The sequence below is a fragment of the Streptomyces regalis genome (genome assembly GCF_001509475.1).
GTDB lineage: Bacteria > Actinomycetota > Actinomycetes > Streptomycetales > Streptomycetaceae > Streptomyces > Streptomyces regalis.
The window spans coordinates 26,343-45,614 of sequence record NZ_LLZG01000069.1; the positions used below are offsets into that span (position 1 = coordinate 26,343).

16 protein-coding genes and 1 tRNA gene are annotated in these 19,272 nt (G+C 71.7%); 7 read left to right on the top strand and 10 right to left on the bottom strand.

Features of this window, described 5'->3' with window-relative positions:
• Positions 1-19 precede the first annotated feature (19 nt).
• Positions 20-586, top strand: a complete 567-nt coding sequence (locus tag ADL12_RS11915) for a hypothetical protein (protein ID WP_062701363.1) — start codon at positions 20-22, stop codon at positions 584-586.
• Positions 587-674: 88 nt separating this feature from the next.
• On the opposite strand, the gene mshC is transcribed toward ADL12_RS11915, so the two are convergent.
• From mshC to ADL12_RS11935, 4 genes are all read right to left on the bottom strand, one after another.
• Positions 675-1,904, bottom strand: coding sequence for a cysteine--1-D-myo-inosityl 2-amino-2-deoxy-alpha-D-glucopyranoside ligase (gene mshC / locus ADL12_RS11920; RefSeq protein ID WP_062701365.1), 1,230 nt, complete (start codon positions 1,902-1,904; stop codon positions 675-677).
• Positions 1,905-2,055: 151 nt separating this feature from the next.
• A complete protein-coding gene (locus ADL12_RS11925; RefSeq protein ID WP_079051984.1) occupies positions 2,056-2,874 on the bottom strand; it encodes an SCO1664 family protein in 819 nt (272 codons plus the stop codon).
• Positions 2,838-3,428, bottom strand: a complete 591-nt coding sequence (locus ADL12_RS11930; RefSeq protein ID WP_062701369.1) for a DUF3090 domain-containing protein — start codon at positions 3,426-3,428, stop codon at positions 2,838-2,840. The genes ADL12_RS11925 and ADL12_RS11930 overlap by 37 nt, the downstream gene beginning before the upstream one ends.
• 99 nt (positions 3,429-3,527) lie before the next feature.
• Complete coding sequence (locus ADL12_RS11935; RefSeq protein WP_062701371.1) at positions 3,528-4,214, bottom strand: histidine phosphatase family protein; 687 nt, start codon at positions 4,212-4,214, stop codon at positions 3,528-3,530.
• Between the two features lie 62 nt (positions 4,215-4,276).
• Between ADL12_RS11935 and ADL12_RS11940 the strand changes: the two genes are divergently transcribed.
• Positions 4,277-5,275, top strand: a complete 999-nt coding sequence (locus tag ADL12_RS11940; protein ID WP_062701373.1) for a magnesium and cobalt transport protein CorA — start codon at positions 4,277-4,279, stop codon at positions 5,273-5,275.
• A gap of 51 nt (positions 5,276-5,326) precedes the next feature.
• Here ADL12_RS11940 and ADL12_RS11945 read toward each other — a convergent pair whose 3' ends face one another.
• Together ADL12_RS11945 and ADL12_RS11950 are read right to left on the bottom strand one after the other, a co-directional pair.
• A complete protein-coding gene (locus ADL12_RS11945) occupies positions 5,327-6,115 on the bottom strand; it encodes a hypothetical protein (protein WP_062701375.1) in 789 nt (262 codons plus the stop codon).
• A gap of 228 nt (positions 6,116-6,343) precedes the next feature.
• Positions 6,344-7,399 (bottom strand): LLM class F420-dependent oxidoreductase, encoded by a 1,056-nt coding sequence (locus tag ADL12_RS11950; RefSeq protein ID WP_062701377.1) that lies wholly within the window; start codon positions 7,397-7,399, stop codon positions 6,344-6,346.
• A 185-nt stretch (positions 7,400-7,584) separates the two neighbouring features.
• Here ADL12_RS11950 and ADL12_RS11955 point away from each other — a divergent pair, with 185 nt between their 5' ends.
• Together ADL12_RS11955 and ADL12_RS11960 are read left to right on the top strand one after the other, a co-directional pair.
• Positions 7,585-8,568, top strand: coding sequence for an aldo/keto reductase (locus ADL12_RS11955; RefSeq protein WP_062701379.1), 984 nt, complete (start codon positions 7,585-7,587; stop codon positions 8,566-8,568).
• Positions 8,565-10,895 carry a helix-hairpin-helix domain-containing protein gene (locus ADL12_RS11960; protein ID WP_062701381.1) on the top strand — a complete coding sequence of 777 codons (2,331 nt, stop codon included), beginning with the start codon at positions 8,565-8,567 and terminating at the stop codon, positions 10,893-10,895. The genes ADL12_RS11955 and ADL12_RS11960 overlap by 4 nt, the downstream gene beginning before the upstream one ends.
• Before the next feature lie 109 nt (positions 10,896-11,004).
• On the opposite strand, the gene ADL12_RS11965 is transcribed toward ADL12_RS11960, so the two are convergent.
• Positions 11,005-11,727 (bottom strand): hypothetical protein, encoded by a 723-nt coding sequence (locus ADL12_RS11965; RefSeq protein WP_062701383.1) that lies wholly within the window; start codon positions 11,725-11,727, stop codon positions 11,005-11,007.
• Positions 11,728-11,774: 47 nt separating this feature from the next.
• Between ADL12_RS11965 and ADL12_RS11970 the strand changes: the two genes are divergently transcribed.
• Positions 11,775-11,963 (top strand): DUF5703 family protein, encoded by a 189-nt coding sequence (locus ADL12_RS11970; RefSeq protein WP_005485166.1) that lies wholly within the window; start codon positions 11,775-11,777, stop codon positions 11,961-11,963.
• 129 nt (positions 11,964-12,092) lie between these two features.
• On the opposite strand, the gene ADL12_RS11975 is transcribed toward ADL12_RS11970, so the two are convergent.
• The 3 genes from ADL12_RS11975 to ADL12_RS11985 form a co-directional block, all read right to left on the bottom strand.
• Positions 12,093-12,932 (bottom strand): chaplin, encoded by an 840-nt coding sequence (locus ADL12_RS11975; protein WP_062701385.1) that lies wholly within the window; start codon positions 12,930-12,932, stop codon positions 12,093-12,095.
• 146 nt (positions 12,933-13,078) lie between these two features.
• Positions 13,079-13,312 (bottom strand): chaplin ChpH, encoded by a 234-nt coding sequence (chpH, locus tag ADL12_RS11980; RefSeq protein WP_062701387.1) that lies wholly within the window; start codon positions 13,310-13,312, stop codon positions 13,079-13,081.
• Between the two features lie 157 nt (positions 13,313-13,469).
• Positions 13,470-14,795, bottom strand: coding sequence for a M20/M25/M40 family metallo-hydrolase (locus ADL12_RS11985; RefSeq protein ID WP_062701389.1), 1,326 nt, complete (start codon positions 14,793-14,795; stop codon positions 13,470-13,472).
• A 200-nt stretch (positions 14,796-14,995) separates the two neighbouring features.
• On the opposite strand from ADL12_RS11985, the gene ADL12_RS11990 reads away from it, so the two are divergent.
• Together ADL12_RS11990 and ADL12_RS11995 are read left to right on the top strand one after the other, a co-directional pair.
• Positions 14,996-15,080 (top strand) — tRNA-Leu (locus ADL12_RS11990).
• A 271-nt stretch (positions 15,081-15,351) separates the two neighbouring features.
• A complete protein-coding gene (locus tag ADL12_RS11995) occupies positions 15,352-19,230 on the top strand; it encodes a Pls/PosA family non-ribosomal peptide synthetase (protein WP_062701391.1) in 3,879 nt (1,292 codons plus the stop codon).
• The last annotated feature ends 42 nt before the right edge of the window (positions 19,231-19,272 follow it).

Below are 19,272 nucleotides of genomic sequence, written 5' to 3' on the forward strand. Positions count from 1 at the left end.
AAGGGAAGGTGACACCCGCATGAGCACCACCCCGCAGATGAGTCACATGGGACAACAGCAGGGCCAGCAGTTCCCGAGCACGTCGCCGTACCAGCAGCAGCCGTTCGGTCAGCAGGGCTACGGCCAGCTGCAGGGCCTCGGCCGGCAGCAGCCGTACGGCATGAGCGGCTCCCTGGAGCAGCTCCAGCAGCTCGGGCAGCAGCAGCCGTTCCAGCAGCTGCTGCAGCAGCTCGGACAGCAGCAGGGCTACGGCCAACCGCTCCAGGGCGACCAGCAGCAACAGCAGGCCGAGCAGCAGGTGCTCCAGCTGATGCAGCAGGTCACGCAGGCCGCGGTCCAGCAGGTCCAGACGGAGGTCCTGCAGGCCGGTATCGCGAACGGCTACATCGACATCGTCCAGCCCCTGCCGGGGCAGCCCTCGCAGATCTTCCTGCGCATCGACAACGTGTTCCGGGTCTTCAACAACCCGAACCCGCAGACCCACGACCAGGTCCAGGAGGCCTTCGCGTTCGGTCACCAGGTCATCGGCGTGTGGGACAGCAGCCGGCCGCTGGTCCTGCGGAGCATCCAGATCCGCAGGATCTGACCGGCGCAGCAGCCATCTGACCGGCACATGAACCAAAGGGGCGCTTCCTCCGTGGGGGAGGAAGCGCCCCTCTCTCGTTCTCAGGCGCCTACAGGGCCACGCCCATCAGCGCGTCCACGGCCCGCGACACGACACCGGGGGCGCCGGTGTCCGTGCCGCCCTGCTCGTGCTGGAGCTCGACCCAGCGGTCGACCGCGGCGAGCGCGGCCGGGGCGTCCAGGTCGTTCGCGAGCGCCTCGCGGATCTCCTCGACGAGCGCTTCGGCGTCCGGCCCATCGGGGCGGGACACGGCGGCACGCCACCGGTCGAGCCGGGCGAGGGCGTCCTCGAGCACCTGGTCGGTCCACTCCCAGTCGGCCCGGTAGTGGTGGGCGAGGAGGGCGAGCCGTATGGCGGCGGGGTCGACGCCCTCGCGCCGCAGCTGCGACACGAAGACCAGATTCCCCTTGGACTTGGACATCTTCTCGCCGTGCAGGGCGACCATGCCGGCGTGGACGTACGCCTTGGCCATGGGGAACTCGCCGGTCAGCACCTGGGCGTGCGAGGCACCCATCTCGTGGTGCGGGAAGGCGAGGTCGGAGCCGCCGCCCTGGACGTCGAAGGTCATGCCGAGGTGGTCGAGGGCGATGGCGACGCACTCGATGTGCCAGCCGGGCCGGCCGCGTCCGAGCGAACCGCCGTCCCAGCTGGGCTCGCCCTCGCGGGCGGCCATCCACAGCATCGGGTCGAGCGGGTTCTTCTTGCCCGCACGGTCCGGGTCGCCGCCGCGCTCGGCGGACAGCAGTCGCATCGCGGCGGCGTCGAGGCCCGACACCTTGCCGAAGTCGGGGTCGGACTCGACGGAGAAGTAGATGTCCCCTTCGAGCTCGTACGCGGCGCCGGCGTCCCGCAGGCGCTCGACGAGCGGCACGATGCCGGGTATGGCCTCGACGGCGCCGATGTAGTGCTGCGGGGGCAGCATGCGCAGGGCGGTCATGTCCTCGCGGAAGAGGGCGGTCTCCTTCTCGGCGAGGGCGACCCAGTCGATGTTGTCGCGCTCGGCCCGCTCCAGCAGCGGATCGTCGACGTCGGTGACGTTCTGGACGTAGTGAACCTGCCGCTTGGTGTCGAGCCACACGCGCTGCACGAGGTCGAACGCGTTGTAGGTCGCCGCGTGACCCAGGTGGGTCGCGTCGTACGGGGTGATGCCGCAGACGTAGATACGGGCGACGGGACCGGGGTCGAGGGTGACCAGACCGCCGGTCGCGGTGTCGTGGATCCTCAGGTCGCGGCCCTGACCAGGCAGGGCGGGGACCTCAGAAGCGGGCCAGGCATACATGTCATGAGCCTAACCGGACGGATGTTCCGGATACGAACCGGACCGGGCCGGGTGGCCGGGAATGCGGTCTTGCGCAGCACTTACCAGTGTGCTTGCACAGCAAGCGCGGGCGAGGGACCCCACCCGACGCCGACCCCCGCGCCCGGCGCCCTCACACTGGCGGCCAGGGAATCGCCGGCCACTCCCCGCTCGGTTCCGGATGCTTCCCGGACGCCAGCAGCGCCTCGACACGCGCGCGTGTGGCCTCCACCTCGGCGGCGGTGATCAGCCCGGCCAGGCGTCCGGCCAGCTCACCGCCCTCCTTCAGCCCTGTCCGCAGGGAGCCGAGCACCTCGACCGCCTCCGCCGTCAGCGGCTCCCCCGCCCACCCCCACAGCAGCGTCCGCAGTTTGTTCTCGACGTTGAACGCGACCCCGTGGTCGATGCCGTACAGCCGGCCACCCTCGGTGGGCAGCAGGTGCCCGCCCTTGCGGTCGGCGTTGTTGATCACGGCGTCCAGGACCGCGAGCCGCCGCAGCCGCTCGTCGTCGGCGTGCACCAGCAGCGCGGTCTTCCCCTCGCCCACCTCGGCGAAGCCGATCGCCTTCCAGCCCGGCTCGGGCTCCTCGCCGTCGACCAGGGCGAGCAGTTCGGCCTCGGGCGTCACGTCGATCCACAGCTGGACCATGCCCTCGCCGTACGGACCGTCCCGCAGCACGGTGGGCGGTACGAGCCCCCAGCCGGTCGCCTCGGAGACCTCGTACGCGGCGACCTCGCGCTGCGCGAGCGTCCCGTCGGGGAAGTCCCACAGCGGCCGCTCACCGGCGACCGGCTTGTAGACGCAGGACGCCTCCCGCCCCTCATACGCGACCGTGCAGAACAGCGCCGCGTTGGACGCCTCGCGGATCCGTCCGCGCACGGTCAGCTCGCCCTCGGCGAGCAGGTCCACCGGCGTCACGCTCCGCGGCGGTATCCGTTCTGGCGCGGACATACGTGTCCTTCCGGGTCGAGGGGGAGGCTGCACAGCGGGCACGGCGGCCGTCCGGCGTTGACGACGTCCAGGGCGCGCTTGGCGAAGGCCCTCGCCTGGGCGCCGGTGAGCCGGACCCGCAGCATCGGGGGCCCGTTCTCCTCGTCCTGCAGCAGCCGCTCCTCGGCCTCCGCGAGGTCCTCCTCGGAGTCGGCGTCGAGCTCGACGAGGGCCTGCGCCTCGACGATCATGCGCTGCTCCTCGCCGTCCCAGGCGAGCGCCATGGTGCCGACGCGGAACTCCTCCTCGACGGGGGTCTCCAGCGGGGCGGTGTCGGAAATCTCGGTGGGCGCCACGGCGGGGACGGCGGCGCTGCCGCCACTACGCCGTACGACCTCGTCGAGCAACTCGTCCATGCGCTCGGCGAGGGCAGCGACCTGGGTCTTCTCCAGGGCCACGCTGGTCACCCGGGAGCCTGCGGTGGCCTGGAGGAAGAACGTACGGCGTCCGGGAAGCCCGACCGTACCGGCCACGAAGCGGTCCGGGGGGTCGTAGAGGAACACCTGACGGGACACGTCCTGTCTCCATGGGAATCGTGAGTACGGCGAATCTGAGTACGACGAAATCGTGTGTACGGCGCTGCTTCGACCGCTTCACCCTACTGCGCCGGACGATCACGGTGCGCCCGCGCCGCCCCCGACCGTCGCGTCGTCGGCGGGCGGTTCCTCTCGGGGCGCGAGGGAGGCGAAATCACCGGTGTCCCCGAGGCGTACGAGGAACGGCCTCAGGCGTGTGTAGCGGATCGCGGTGATGGAACACGGTTCAACGGAAATCCTCTGGAAGAGGTCGAGATGAAGACCGAGTGCGTCCGCGACGAGGGACTTGATGATGTCGCCGTGCGAGCACATCAGATACACGGCGTCGGCGCCGTGATCGCGCTCCACGCGCGCGTTCCACTCGCGTACGGCCTCGGCGGCGCGGGTCTGCATCGCCCGCATCGACTCACCGCCGGGGAACGCGGCCGCCGAGGGATGCGCCTGGACGACCTGCATCAGCGGTTCGTCCCCCAGCTCGGCGAGCTTGCGGCCGGACCAGTCGCCGTAGTGGCACTCCCCGATCCGCTCGTCGGTGTGGGCGCGCAGGCCGGGGCGGGCCTCGAGCAGCGGGGCGAGCGTCTCCTGACAGCGCTGCAGGGGGCTGCTGACGACCTCGGAGATCGGCAGCTCGGCGAGCCGCCCGGGCAGTGCGGCGGCCTGCGCGGCGCCGCGCTCGTCGAGGGCGACGCCGGGCGTCCACCCGGCGAGCACCCCCTCGGTGTTGGCGGTGGAACGTCCGTGCCGGACCAGGATCAGCGTGGGCATGCCGCCCAGCGTAGGCGCACGACGGGGTGCGTTTGCCTCTGGACGGCGGGAGAATACGCTCCGTGATCGTCGACTGCGCCATCTACCGCGAAGGGCGCCGGACCGAGGGGCCGGACGACTTCTCCGACGCCCTGGGTCTGTGCCGTCTGCAGGACGACGCGTTCGTCTGGATCGGCCTGTACGAGCCCACGGAGAACGAGTTCGACCGGGTCACGCAGGAGTTCGGGCTGCATCCGCTGGCCGTCGAGGACGCCCTCAAGGCGCATCAGCGGCCGAAGCTCGAGGTGTACGACGACTCGCTGTTCATGGTCCTCAAGCCGGTCGGGTACGAGCCGAGGAGCGACATCGTCTCCTCCGGCGAGGTCATGGTCTTCATCGGCGACTCGTTCGTGGTGACGGTCCGGCACGGCGTGGAGTCGCCCCTCGGGGCGGTCCGGCGCCGTCTGGAGCATGAGCCCGAGATGCTCCGGCACGGTCCCACGGCGGTGCTCTACACGATCGCCGACGCCGTGGTCGACCACTATGTGGAGGTGGCGCGCGAGCTGGGCACCGACCTGGAGGAGCTGGAGGCGGAGGTGTTCTCGCCGGTCGGCGGCGGCTCCCGGCACTCGGCGTCCCGTATCTACGCCTTCAAGCGGCAGATCCTGGAGTTCCGCCGGGCCACCGGCCCCCTGGCGCAGCCTCTGTCCCGGCTCGCGGGCACGGGCATGTTCGGCGCACGCGTGCCCTTCGTGCACGAGAAGGCGCAGCCGTTCTTCCGCGACGTGAGCGACCACCTCACGCGCGTGAACGAGTCCGTGGAGGGCCTGGACCGGCTCGTCTCCGACGTCCTGTCGGCGCATCTGGCGCAGATGAGCGTCCGGCAGAACGACGACATGCGGAAGATCTCCGCGTGGGCGGCCATGGCCGCGATCCCCACGATGGTCGCGGGGATCTACGGCATGAATTTCGACCACATGCCGGAGACGGGATGGCTGTGGTCGTATCCGGCGCTGCTCGCGGGTCTGGCCGCCCTGGAGGTGCTGCTGTACCGGCTGTTCAAGAGCCGGGGCTGGTTGTAGAGCCGGGCTGGGGCCGGGGCCGGTCGCAGGGACCGGTGCGGGACCGGTGCGTCAGGCGAACTCGGGCGCCGAGGTGGCGGGTCCGCCGAGCGCGTCGCGTCGTTCCGGCATCTTCAGGGACACCATGCGCCGCCAGCCCGCGAGGCGCTCCCAGGCGTACACCGCGTGGATGCCCGCGGCGAGCACGGCCGCCTTCGCCCACGGCCAGCCGAGGATGCGCCCCATGTGGTCCATGACCGCGAGGCTGACGTCCCGGTAGATCCGGATCTCCGCGAGCGCGCACTCGCGCAGCGTGCGCTGGATGGCCCGGCCGTGCCCCTGGGCGGCGAAGCGCAGCAACTCCTCGTGGCAGTAGGCGAGGTGGTTGTCCTCGTCGTGGGAGATCATCCTGACCGCGCGGCCGAGGTCGGGGTGGTCGGCGAAGTGCTTGCGCAGCAACTCCATCTGCTCCGAGGCGCGCTGCTCGGTGACCCTGCTGTGCGACAGGTAGACGACGATGTCCTGGACGGTGAGCGGCTCGTCGCTCTTGAGCTTGTCGTGGGCCAGACCGATGCCGCGCTTCTCCAGGAGCATCGTGTAGTCGGTCTCGGGCGGGACGGGCACGGGTTCGACGCCCCGCTTCTTCATCAGGGCGTTGAAGATCCGCCCGTGCTTGTCCTCGTCGGCGCCGTGCCGGGTGATCTTGGGTGCGAGGCCCCGTTCGCTCTCCGGGACGAGCGCGGCGATGCGGGCGTTCTCCCAGCCGCCCTGGGACTCCCCGCCGGCCGCGATGGAGCAGAACAGGCGGAAGGACTCGTCGTTGTCGAGGATCTCCTGGAACAGACTCTTGGCCGAAAGCATCTGAGGCACCTCTCTGCAGGATTCCGCAAAGAACGAGTCAAATGCTGCGAGAGAGGTGCTGCAACAGCTGTGTCGGACAACTCCGCCGAAAGAATGACCACCGGGGTCACGACGGAGGCGTAACCGTGCGGGCACGCGCGCGTTGTTCTGCGTGACGGCCGTGGCGGGGAAGACCCCCGAGCCCCCACCACGGCCGCAGAAAATCCCTCTCGGGTGCTGCTCCCCTCGTCACGCCAGTCCGGCGCGCTCCAGGGCCTCGGTGCCGGCGCGGAGCGAGGCGAGCCGCTCGTCGAGCGTGAAGCCCGCGGGAGCGAGGCTGAGGGTGGTGACTCCGGCCGCCGCGTACTCCTTCATCCGGTCCGCGATGCGGTCCACGGAACCCAGCAGCGTCGTCTGGTCGATCAGCTCGTGCGGGACGGCGGCCGCGGCGCCCTGCTTGTCGCCGGACAGGTACTTCTCCTGGACCTCGGCGGCCGCGGCCTCGAAGCCCATGCGCTGCGCGAGCTGGTTGTAGAAGTTCTGCTTGGCGCTGCCCATGCCGCCGACGTACAGCGCGGTGTAGGGACGGAAGGTGTCGGCGAGCGTGGCCACGTCCTTGTCCTCGCCGACGGCCAGCGGGAGCGTCGGGCAGACGTCGAACCCGTCGAGGGTCTTGCCGGCCTTCTCGCGCCCGGCGCGCAGGTGCTTGATCGTGGTCTCCTCGAGGTGCTCGGCGGAGGGGAAGATCACGAGGGCGCCGTCGGCGATCTCACCGGTCTGCTCGAGGTTCTTGGGACCGATGGCGGCGATGTACAGCGGGATGTGCTCGCGCTGCGGGTGCACGGTCAGCTTGATCGGCTTGCCGGGACCGCCGGGCAGGGGCAGCGTCCAGTGCCGGCCCTCGTACGTGAGCCGTTCACGCGTCATGGCCTTGCGCACGATCTCGACGTACTCACGCGTGCGTGCCAGCGGCTTGTCGAACTTGACGCCGTACCAGCCTTCGGAGACCTGCGGTCCGGAGACGCCGAGGCCGAGCCGGAAGCGGCCGCCGGAGAGCGAGTCCAGAGTCGCGGCCGTCATCGCGGTCATCGCCGGCTGGCGGGCCGGGATCTGAAAGATGGCGGAGCCGACGTCGATGCGCTCGGTCTGGGCGGCGACCCAGGAGAGCACGGTGGCCGCGTCCGAGCCGTACGCCTCGGCGGCCCAGCACACGGCGTATCCCAGCCGGTCGGCCTCCTGGGCGACGGCGAGATTGTCCGCGTCCATTCCGGCACCCCAGTAGCCGAGGTTGATCCCGAGCTGCATGGCGGATTCCCCTTACCGATCAGTAACGTCCCTTGTGGGGCCGACCCTAGCGCGGCGCGCCTCTCGCGGGGAGGCCGGTGTGGCGGGCATCGCCCCGACGGCCGCGGTTTCCCTGGTAACCGTCCGGAAAACTGGTTATCCACAGGCCCCCACATGGCAGGTTCTGGCCAGTAATCTCGGCGTTCATGGAGCAGAGGCATCTCGGCCGCACCGGCCTGCGCGTGTCCCGGATCGGACTCGGCACCCTCACCTGGGGCAGGGACACCGACGAGCACGACGCCGCGGACGTCCTGAAGACGTTCTGGGAAGCGGGCGGCACCCTCGTCGACACGGCCGACGTGTACGGCGACGGAGAGGCCGAGTACCTGCTCGGCCGGCTCATAGAAGGACTGGTCCCGCGCCGGGACCTGGTCATCTCGACGAAGGCGGGCAGCGTGCCCGACCCCGACCGCCGCTTCGACGGCTCGCGCGGCCATCTGCTCTCCGCGCTGGACGCCTCGCTGACCCGGCTCGGCACGGACTACGTCGACGTCTGGCACATCCACGCCTTCGACCCGTACACCCCGCTGGAGGAAACCCTCCAGGCCCTCGACCTGGCGGTCAGCAGCGGCCGCGCCCGCTACGCCGGGGTCTCCAACTTCTGCGGCTGGCAGATCGCCAAGGCGGCGACCTGGCAGCTCGCGGCGCCGGGGATACGGACCCGGCTGGCGAGCACGCAGCTGGAGTACTCGCTGCTCCAGCGCGGCGTGGAACGCGAGGTGCTGCCGGCCGCGCTCGACCTCGGCATCGGCCTGCTGCCCTCCTCCCCCCTCGGCCGTGGCGTCCTGACGGGCAAGTACCGCAACGCCACTCCCTCCGACTCACGCGGCGCCTCGGAACATATGGCGCCCTTCGTCGCGCCGTACCTCGACGACACCGCGAGCCGCATCGTGGACGCCGTGCAGACCGCGGCCGACGGGCTGGCGGTGACCCCGCTCCAGGTCGCCCTCGCCTGGGTCCGCGACCGGCCCGGTGTGACCGCCCCCGTCATCGGCGCGCGCAACGCACAGCAGCTCACGGCGGCATTGTCAGTGGAGGCCCTTAGTCTTCCTGACGAGATCTGCCGGGCGCTCGACGACGTGTCGGCGCCCGTGCACCGCTATCCCGATCACGACTGGAGCACGCTGTGAGCACGGAGCCGCCCGAGACCACGGAGGACACCGAGCCGGGGACGCCGGGGGCCGCGCCGGAGGGCGGGACGCCGGGGGCCGGGGGCACCGAGGGTGCCGGGGGCAAGGCTGCGGCTTCGCGGCCGACGGGCAGGGACAGCGAGAGCCCTGCGGCCGAGCCGAGCGAGTCCGGCGACGACAACGGCGACACCACGGCCCGGAGTTCTGCGGCCGAGGACGGCGACGGTGACAGCGGGGCCCAGTCGTCGGAGGGCCAGGAGGGCGAAGGCGGCTCCCCGACGGAGTCGTCCGCGGCGCAGTTGTCCGAGGCCGAGGCCGAGCTTGCCGCTCAGCGGGTCGAGCGGGAGCGGATCGAGCGGCGCAAGGCCGAGAAGGGGCGCGTCGAGAGCGGGACCAAGCTCAGCGGGACGGCCGCCGATCTGCTCGCCGCCGTACGAGCCGTGGAGAGCGGCGCGAAGCCGCCGGCCACCGTGTTCAGCGAGCCGGAGCCACCGCGTCGGCCCGCCCCGGAGCCGGTACACCGGCCGCAGCCCGTTACGCCGGGCGCGCCCGCGGCTCCCGCGCCGGAGACCGTCGAGTCCGTGCGGCGCGCGCTGGCCGACGGCGGCGCCCCCGAGGCTCTCGCCCCGCAGGCCGCCGCGGTCCTCGGCGAAAGCGCGGGCGACCAACTGCGGGCGGATCCCTGGCAGTTGCTGCGCGTCGGCGGCGTACGGCCGGAGCAGGCCGACGGGTTCGCGCGGGCGCTGCTCGGCGCGGAGTGCGGACCGGACGACGAGCGGCGTGGCCGGGCGGTCACCGTCTGGCTCCTGGAGCAGGCGGCGCTGGCCGGGCACACGGCCCTGGAGATGCCGACGCTCACCGCCGCCCTGGCCCAGCGGGGTGTGCCGGACGTCGATACGGCCGTGCAGAACACCCTGGCCGAGGGCGAGGCCCTGGTCTTCCAGGACGCCCTGGACGAGCCCGGCGCCCCGGCCCGGCGAGACGACGAGGCGGAGGAGGGCGAGGAACGGCCCGTCCGTGTCCTCGTCGGCCTGGAGCGGTACGCCCTGGCGGAGGAGAGCCTCGCCGACGGACTGGCCCGCCTGATCAACTCGGTGCCGAAGCAGGACGGTTCGGCCGAGGAGTGGGAGCAGGCCGCGGCCGCCGCGGGCTCCGCCGCCGACCTGATCCGCACGGTCGCCGCGCACGGCCTGGTCCTCCACACCGGCGGGGAGGCGTCCCTGGCCGCACCGGCGGCACTGCTGCACACGGCGCAGGCTCTCGGACTGCGGTCCTGGGCGGCCGCACACGGCCCGGTCGGCAGGGGGCGCTTCTCGGCGTTGCTGAGCGGCTCCGGCCGGCCGGACAGCCCCACGCAGGCGGGGTCCGCGCCCGGCGTCGCCACGGTGGCCGGTCTGCTCTCCGGTGCCGAAGGGCCGGGTCGGGACGCGGACGGTGCGTTCGACCTCGATCTGCTCGTCGTGCTGGACGCGCCGCAGCTGGACGTCGAGACGGCCGCTCTGCTCACGGAGTCGTTGCCGGACGGGGCCCGGCTGGTCCTGGCCGGGGATCCGGCGGTGCTGTGGTCGGCGGGCCCCGGGCGGGTGTTCGCCGATCTGCTGGCGGCTCGGATCTGCCCGCAGATCGCCTCGCGGCGACCGGATCCCGGCCCGCTGGGCGAGCTGGTGTCCGGTATCGGCATCGGCGAGCTGAACCAGGTCGAGGCGCCCGGCAAGGAGGTCGTGATCGTGCCGGTGCGCGACGCGGGGGAGGCCGTGCACCGTACCGTGCAGCTCGTCGCGGACTCAGTGCCCCGCGCGATCGGCGTCCCGACCGAGGAGACCCAGGTGATCACGCCGGGCCACGGCGGGGCGGCCGGCACCCGCGCCCTCAACGCCGCGCTCAAGGCACGGCTCAACCCCGGTCCCGGCCGCTTCGGCGGCTTCGACCCCGGTGACCGCATCGCCTACTCCCCCGCGCCGGGCCGGACGGTGCCGGGCCAGGTGGTGAAGGCCGACGCCGAGGGGCTGCACCTGACCTGCGCGGGCGAGCCCGTCGTCGTACCGAAGGAGCGGGTGGAGCAGTCCGTGCGGCACGGCTGGGCCCTGACCGCACACCAGGCGGCGGGCATCCGCTGGCCGGCGGTGGTCGTGGTCCTCCCGGGCGACGCGGCCCAGGCCCTGAGCCGCCCCTGGATCTACACGGCGTTCAGCCGCGCCGACCGCCACCTCTCCGTGGTCCACGGCGTGGAGCAGGCCCTCCCCCGAGCGGTCGCCGAAATCCCGGCCAAGCCGCGCACGACCCGCCTGCCGGCGTTGCTGGCACCACAGCTGACGACGGCCGGCTGACCCCGGCCGGCCACCGACCACCAACGCCCCCGCCCCGGTCGAACAACGGCGGCGGTCACGGAAGCCTCAGCTCCCATGACCGCCGCCCGCCGACAGCCGCCGCCTCCGCTCAGCGGTCCGAGTCCAGCGACTCCAGGTCCTCGTCCTCGTCCAGCTCCGTGTCGAGGTCGTCCTCGATGTCGTCGGCGTCCTCGTCGTCCTCGTCCGCCTCGTCGACGTCGTCCAGCTCGTCGTCGAACACCGTGCTGACGTCGAAGCGGCAGACCACCCGCTGGGGGTCGACCCCCTCGAAGGGCGCTTCCAGCCATTCGCCGGGGTCGGGCTGCTCGTCCGAGGCGGTGACCCAGAGCGTGGAGTCGCCCTCCTCCAGGCCGAACTCCTTGTGCCGGGAGGCGATCTCGTCCGGCTCGAACTCGCCGAACAGGATGCCCAACGCCCCGTGCACCGTGCCTGAGGCATCCGCGTCCGCGCCGTCGTCGTAGTCCGCCGCCTCGACCCGCTGGGCCTGCGCCAGCAGCCGCTGCGGCTCCGCCACAGAGTAGTCGCGGCGGATCAGCACGCTCACCGAGTTCGGTTCCTCGGGGCCCGTGTACGGCGGCAGCGCGTCCTCCGTACCGGGGATCTCGAAGGGTGTGACCTCGTCATAGCGGTCGTAGAGCAGCTCGTCGTAGGTCTCGGCGGCCGCGGCCAGCTGGTTGAACGCCTCGTAGACGGCCGGGTCGTCCTCACCCGACCGGCGTTCGACCGCGGCCAGGTGGCGGTCCAGCGCGGTCTTGACCGCCTCGGCGGCGGCGCGTACCTCGGCAGCGGTGGGCTGCACAGCATCAGACATAGTGCAGACGCTATCCGTACCGGGCCCCAGCCCGCACAATAGATGCGATGCCGGAATACGAATTTGTCGACGTGTACGTACCGCGCGGGGTCTCCCGCAAGGACGCCACACGCCTGCTGACGGACCATGCCGAGTACGGACACTGGGAGTTGGACCGCCTGAGTCTGCTGCGCGACGGCAGCCGCCGGGTACGGCTGCGCCGCCGGATCATCCGCCAGGTGCGGGCCACGTGGTGAGCTGAGGCGCCAGGAAGACAGCAAGACAGAGACAGCAGGAGAAGAAACAACGGAGCGGACCCCGCCGAGGCGGGGCCCGCTCCGTTCACGCCGGAGGGCTTCGCCCTACGCGTGCCGGACGGCTACGGCCTACGCCGAGGTGCGTGCCTTGCGGTACAGCACCGAGCCCGCCAGCAGCGCCCCCGCGCCGACCGGCAGGACGAGACCCACCGGCAGGTCGCTGCCGGTCTGGGCGAGCTCAGCGACACCCTGGGGCTGGGTGAGGGACTGGGCGCCCGGCTGGTTCCCGTGCGACGAACCACCGTCCGGCGTTTCGCCGCCCGTGCTGGGCGGCGAGCTCGGAGTGCCGGGGTGGGTGGGCTCGTCCGGGTTCTGCGGGCTCCCGGGGTTTCCGGGGTTGCCCGGGTTTCCGGGGTTGCCCGGCTGCTCGGGGTTGCCGGGATTACCGGGGTTGCCCGGCTGCTCCGGCGATCCGGGCGGGTTCTCGTGGCCGCCGCCCGGCGGGGTGTGGCCTGCGCCACCGCCTCCGTTGGTGCAGTCGTTGCCCTCGACGGAGTTGCCGATGCCGATGACGTCGACGCTGTTGCCGCACACGTTGACCGGCACATCGATCGGCGCCTCGACGTGGTTGCCGGAGCCGACGCCGGGCGAGTCGCTGGCGTGCCCACCCGTCGACGCCCCCGAGCCGCCACCGGAGTCCCCGTGGCCGGCGGACGCGCCGCCGCCCTGGTTGCTGCAGCTGTTGCCGCTCGCCGGGTTGAGCACCCCGACGACGTTGACCGTGTTGCCGCACACGTTGACCGGCACGTTCACCGGCGCCTGCACCGTGTTGCCCGACAGCACGCCGGGCGAGTTCACGGTGGAGCCGGCCGCACCCGAGCCGGTTGCGTGGGCGGCGCCGCCCGCGGCGGCGATGACGCCGGTCGCGGCCGCCATGGTCATCAGGCCCTTGCGGGTGACCTGTCGCATTTACTGATTACCTGCCTTCGACCTTGTTCCGAAAGGACGACGTCGGAAATTCGACCGACGTTCCGAAAGGCCGGTCGGCCCCGGAGCGCATGGCGCGCGCTCCGGGGCCGACGGGCTCAGCCCCTTTTACGGGGCGAGGCACAACGTCACTTGTTGATGCAGGTGTTGCCGAAGGCAGGGTTCAACAGACCGACCACGGAGATCGTGTTACCGCAGACGTTCGTGGCGACCTCGACAGGCGCCTGAACAACGTTGCCCGACAGGATGCCCGGGGAGTGCACAGCGGCACCCTGAGCACCGGAGCTGGCGGCAGCGAGGCCCGCGCCCGCGAGAACCAGCCCACCAGTGGCAGCCGCAGCAGCGACGACCTTCTTGATCATTATTCCTCCTTGTTGGCAATGCGATCACAAGTAGCTGATCGCATCACCTGTAACGAGGAGGAACTAATAGGGCTACGACCTTATGAGCGTCTTCACTCCCCCCAGTCATATCCCGTACGCCTGGCCGAATACTGAAGTGTCGTTTCAGTGGGCCAATTCAGGACGCATCGATGAACCGGTCGAGCACCCGCACCCCGAACTTCAGCCCGTCCACCGGTACCCGCTCGTCGACGCCGTGGAACATGCCCGCGAAGTCCAGCTCCGGCGGCAGCTTCAGCGGCGCGAAGCCGAAGCCCCGGATGCCCAGGTCGTCGAAGGACTTGGCGTCGGTCCCGCCGGAGAGCATGTAGGGGATCGCCTTGGCCGCCGGGTCCTCGGCCACCAGCGCGGACTGCATCGCCGCCACGAGCGCCCCGTCGAAGCCCGTCTCGACGGCCTTGTCGGCGTGCACGTCCTCACGGCGGACGTTCGGCCCGAGGATCCGGTCGATGTCGGCCAGGAACTCCTCCTCGAACCCGGGCAGGAACCGGCCGTCGACGTGCGCGGTGGCCTCGCCCGGGATGACATTGACCTTGTAGCCCGCGCCGAGCTGCGTGGGGTTGGCCGTGTTGCTGAGGGTCGCGCCGATGAGCTTGGCGATGCCGCCGAGCTTGGCGAGGGTGCCCTCCATGTTCTCCGGGTCGAGCTCGGTGCCGAGCGCGTCGCCGAGTTCGTCGAGGAAGGCCCGGGTGGTCTTGGTGACCCGCACCGGGAACTTGTGCCGGCCCAGCCGCGCGACCGCCTCCGACAGCTCGGTGATGGCGTTGTCCCGGTGGATCATGGACCCGTGTCCGGCCGTTCCGGCCACGGTCAGCTTCATCCAGTGAATGCCCTTCTCGGCCGTCTGGATCAGATAGAGCCGCCGCTCCTCGCTCACGGTGAACGAGAACCCGCCCACCTCGCTGATCGCCTCGGTCACGCCCTCGAAGAGATCGGGGTGCTTGTCGACGAGGAACCGGGCGCCGAACTTGCCGCCGGCCTCCTCGTCGGCGAGGAACGCGAGCACGATGTCCCGCGGCGGCCTGCGCCCGCTGCGCAGCCGGTCGCGGACGACCGCCAGGGTCATCGCGTCCATGTCCTTCATGTCGACGGCCCCGCGCCCCCACACACACCCGTCCGCGACCTCACCGGAGAAGGGGTGGTGGGTCCAGTCGTCCGCGTTGGCCGGTACGACATCGGTGTGGCCGTGGATGAGCAGCGCGGGCCTGGAGGGGTCCTCGCCCTCGATGCGGGCCACGGTGGAGGCGCGCCCGGGGTGCGACTCGAAGATCTTCGGCTCGAGGCCCACCTCGGCGAGCTTCTCGGCGACGTACTCGGCCGCCTTGCGCTCACCCGGGCCCGAGTGGTCGCCGTAGTTGCTGGTGTCGATCTGGATCAGCTCGCGGCAGAGGTCCACGACCTCGTCCTCGCCGGTGACGCCCCTGGCCGTGTCCGTCTCGCTCACGCTGCTTCCTCCCGCGGTGTTGCTGCTGGTGGTCCCCCTCATGGTCCCCTCATCCTCCCCCTCCCTGCGGCTGCGCCCAAGACCGGACGCGACCCGTCACACGCCGTTCACGGCGCGACGGGGGGTGATCGGGGCACCCTCCGAAGCCTGGTAATGTTTCCTTCGTCGCCGCGAGGGAAACCCCGCACGACAGACACCTTGTCCGGGTGGCGGAATGGCAGACGCGCTAGCTTGAGGTGCTAGTGCCCTTTATCGGGCGTGGGGGTTCAAGTCCCCCCTCGGACACGCGAAATGGCGAGGGCCGTGACCACGAGGTCACGGCCCTCGGCCGTTGTGTGGGGGAAGTCTCGTCGGGGCGAAGATCACCAGGTCAGCGCCTGTTCCGCCGGCGCCCTGCGGCCCCGAACGGCCGCTCCGAGTGGCGTATCGAAAGGCCCGAACCTAGCGTCGTACTAAAATTTCCGGCTTGTTACGGAGCTGGAGCCGGACAACCCCAGGCAGACCTGCGGGCCCGCCAGCGCCCCGGAGGCTTCCGGGTTCGAGACGCGAGGACCGGATGGCAGCCATACAGGAGAGCAACGCTCTCGGCCTGCTCGGCGAGGAGCTCGGTGCAGAGCTCAGCTCGGAGATCCAGCAGCGGTTCGGTGACACGGCACGTTTCTCCGGGGGTCCGGCGGCCTCCCCGCGCACCCTCGTCGACGTCTTCGAGGCGTCCGTACGGTCCCATCCGGACGAGCCGGCCCTCGACGACGGCACGACCAGCCTCACCTACCGCGCGCTGGCCGTGGAGGTGCAGCGGCTGCGGCGCAGGCTCGCGGCCGCCGGGGTCGGGCTCGGCGATCGGGTCGGGGTCCGTGTCCCGTCCGGGACCAATGACCTCTACGTCGCGATCCTCGCCGTGCTCGCGGCCGGTGCCGCCTATGTCCCCGTGGACGCCGAGGACCCGGACGAGCGGGCGGAGTTGGTGTTCGGGGAGGCGGACGTCCGGGCCGTCGTGGGAGCCGGGCTCGAACTGACCGTGCACTCCCGGAGCGAGGTTGCCGCCGCCCGTCCCGGTGTCGAGCACGACGCGTGGATCATCTTCACCTCCGGCTCGACCGGTAAGCCCAAGGGCGTCGCCGTCAGCCACCGCAGTGCCGCCGCGTTCGTGGACGCCGAGGCCGCACTGTTCCTCACCGAGGAGCCGATCGGGCCCGGGGACCGGGTCATGGCGGGGCTGTCGGTCGCGTTCGACGCGTCCTGCGAGGAGATGTGGCTGGCCTGGCGGTACGGGGCCTGTCTGGTGCCGGTGCCGCGCTCGCAGGTCAGGAGCGGTGCCGATCTCGGGCCCTGGCTGGTCGAGCAGGAGATCACGATCGTCTCGACGGTGCCGACGCTGGCCGCGCTCTGGGAGCCCGAGACCCTCAACGACGTACGCCTGTTGATCTTCGGTGGTGAGGCCTGTCCGCCCGAGCTGGCGCAGCGGCTGGTGACCGAGGGGCGCGAGGTGTGGAACACCTACGGGCCGACCGAGGCCACCGTCGTCGCCTGTGCCTCGCTGATGAGCGGGGCGGAGCCGATCCGGATCGGGCTGCCGCTGGACGGCTGGGAGCTGGCCGTCGTGGACGAGGCCGGGGAGCCTGTGCCGATGGGTGGCAGCGGGCAGCTGGTGATCGGCGGGGTCGGGCTGGCCCGGTATCTCGACGCCGAGAAGGACGCGGAGAAGTACGCGCCTCTGGAGTCCCTGGGGTGGGAGCGGGCCTACCGCAGTGGTGACCTCGTCAAGGCGGAGCCCGAGGGGCTGGTCTTCCTCGGGCGGGCCGACGAGCAGATCAAGCTCGGCGGGCGGCGGATCGAGCTGGGCGAGGTGGATGCCGCGTTGCAGGCGCTGCCGGGGGTGGCCGGTGCGGCCGCCGCCGTGCGGACCGCTCGCAGCGGTAATCAGCTGCTCGTCGGGTACGTCGTCACCCAGGACGGCTGGGATCACGCGGCGGCGGTGGAGAAGCTGCGGGCCGAACTGCCCGCCGCGCTCGTGCCGCTGCTCGCGCCGGTCGAGGATTTGCCGACCCGTACCTCGGGCAAGGTGGACCGTAACGCGCTGCCCTGGCCGCTGGAGGAGCTGGACAGCGGTGGCCCGGCCGAGCAGTTGTACGGCACCGAGGCCTGGCTGGCCGAGCAGTGGGCCGAGGTGCTCGGCATCCCGGTCTCCGGCGCCCGCGACGACTTCTTCGCGATCGGCGGCGGCAGTCTGGCCGCCGCGCAGCTGACGACACGGCTGCGGACCCGCTATCCGAGCGCGGCCGTCCTGGACATCTACCAGCAGCCGGTGCTGCGGAAGCTGGCCCGGCACCTGGAGGAGTCCGCGCAGGACGACGGGGCGGAGCGGATCGTCGCGCCGGTGCCGAGGCGCGCGCAGGTGGTCCAACTTCTGCTTCTCGTTCCGTTGTTCACGCTGCTCGGCCTGCGCTGGACGGTCGCGCTGGCCGTGCTCGGGAACCTGTTGCCCGCCTACGCGTGGCTGCCGACGGCGCCCTGGTGGCTGGTGGCGGTCGGGGCCGTCGTGCTGTTCAGCCCGCCGGGGCGGCTGGCGCTGGCCGCCGGGGGCGCGCGGCTGCTGCTCAGGGACGTGAAGCCCGGGCGGTACGCGCGCGGGGGCAGCGTGCATCTGCGGTTGTGGGCCGCCGAGCGGCTGGCCGAGTTCAGCGGGGCGACCTCGCTGACCGGGGCGTGGCTGGAGCGGTACGCGCGGGCGCTGGGCGCCAAGGTCGGGCCCGACGTCGACCTGCACTCGCTGCCGCCGGTCACCGGGCTGCTGAAGCTGGGGCGGGGCGCGGCCGTCGAGTCCGAGGTTGATCTGTCCGGGTGGTGGCTGGACGGGGACCGGCTGGAGATCGGCGCGGTGAAGGTGGGCGCGCATGCCGTCGTCGGCACGCGCAGCATGCTCTTCCCCGGTGCGCGGGTGGGCAAGCGGGCCGAGGTGGCGCCCGGTTCGGCGGTCACCGGGCAGGTTCCGACCGGACAGCGGTGGGCGGGCGCGCCGGCGGTCAAGCTGGGCAAGGCCAAGCGCAACTGGCCCAAGGATCGGCCGCGGCGCGGGACGTACTGGCGTGTGATGTACGGCCTCACCGGCTTCGCGCTGACCGCGCTTCCCGTGCTGGCGGGCGGGGCCGCGTTCCTGGTGGCCCGCGTGTTCTTCACGCCGGACGCGCCCCTGACGGGCGCGGCGCTGGCCCTCGTACCGGCGACGCTCGCCTTCGGGCTGGCGTACGCCGTGCTGCTCCTGATCGCCGTACGGCTGCTGAGCCTCGGGCTGCGCGAGGGGACGCATCCCACGCACAGCCGTGTCGGCTGGCAGGCCTGGACGGTCACGCAGCTGATGGACCGCTCGCGCGAGACGCTGTTCCCGCTGTACGCCGGGCTGGTCACGCCGGTGTGGCTGCGGCTGCTCGGGATGCGGATCGGGCGGGGTGCCGAGGTGTCGACGGTGCTGGCTCTGCCGAGTCTGACGACGGTCGGTGAGGGCGCGTTCCTGGCCGACGACACGCTGACCGCGCCGTATGAGCTGGGTGGCGGCTGGATGCGGATCGGGCGGGCGGAGATCGGGCGGCGGGCCTTCCTCGGGAACTCGGGGATGACCGCGCCGGGGCGGACCGTGCCGGACGGCGGGCTGGTCGGCGTGCTGTCGGCGACGCCGAAGAAGGCCAAGAAGGGCACGTCGTATCTGGGGCTGCCGCCGGTCAAGCTGCCGCGTGCCGTGGCCGGCGGCGACCAGAGCCGGACGTACGAGCCGCCTTTGCGCTTGTTGTGGGCGCGCGGTCTGGTGGAGCTGTGCCGGATCGTGCCGGTGTTCTGCTCGGCGTGGCTGGCGGTGCTGACGGTGGCCGCGCTGTGTGCGCTGGGGGTCTGGGCTCCGCTGTTGTCGGGGCTGGTGCTGCTCGGCGCCGGGGCCGTGGCGGGGCTCGTGTCCATCGTCGCGAAGTGGCTGCTCGTGGGGCGGCATCACAGCGGGGAGCATCCGCTGTGGTCCTCCTTCGTGTGGCGCAACGAGCTGGCGGACACCTTCGTCGAGGTGCTCGCGGTGCCGTGGCTGGCGGGCTCGGTGCCGGGTACGCCGGTGATGACGGCGTGGCTGCGCGGGCTCGGCGCGCAGATCGGCAAGGGCGTGTGGATGGAGAGCTACTGGCTGCCGGAGACGGATCTGGTGACGTTGGAGGACGCGGCCACCGTGAACCGGGGCTGTGTGCTGCAGACGCACCTCTTCCACGACCGGATCTTGCGGACGGATACTGTGGTCCTCCGTGAGGGCGCGACGCTGGGCCCTGGCGGGATCGTCCTGCCCGGCAGCGCGATCGGGGCCCGTACGACGCTGGGTCCCGCGTCGCTCGTCATGGCCGGGGAGTCCGTCCCCGACGACACCCGTTGGCTCGGCAATCCGATCGAGGCATGGCGTCCCTGAGCGCGGCCCACTCGGAGCCGGAGGGCGGTGGGCCGGCACCAA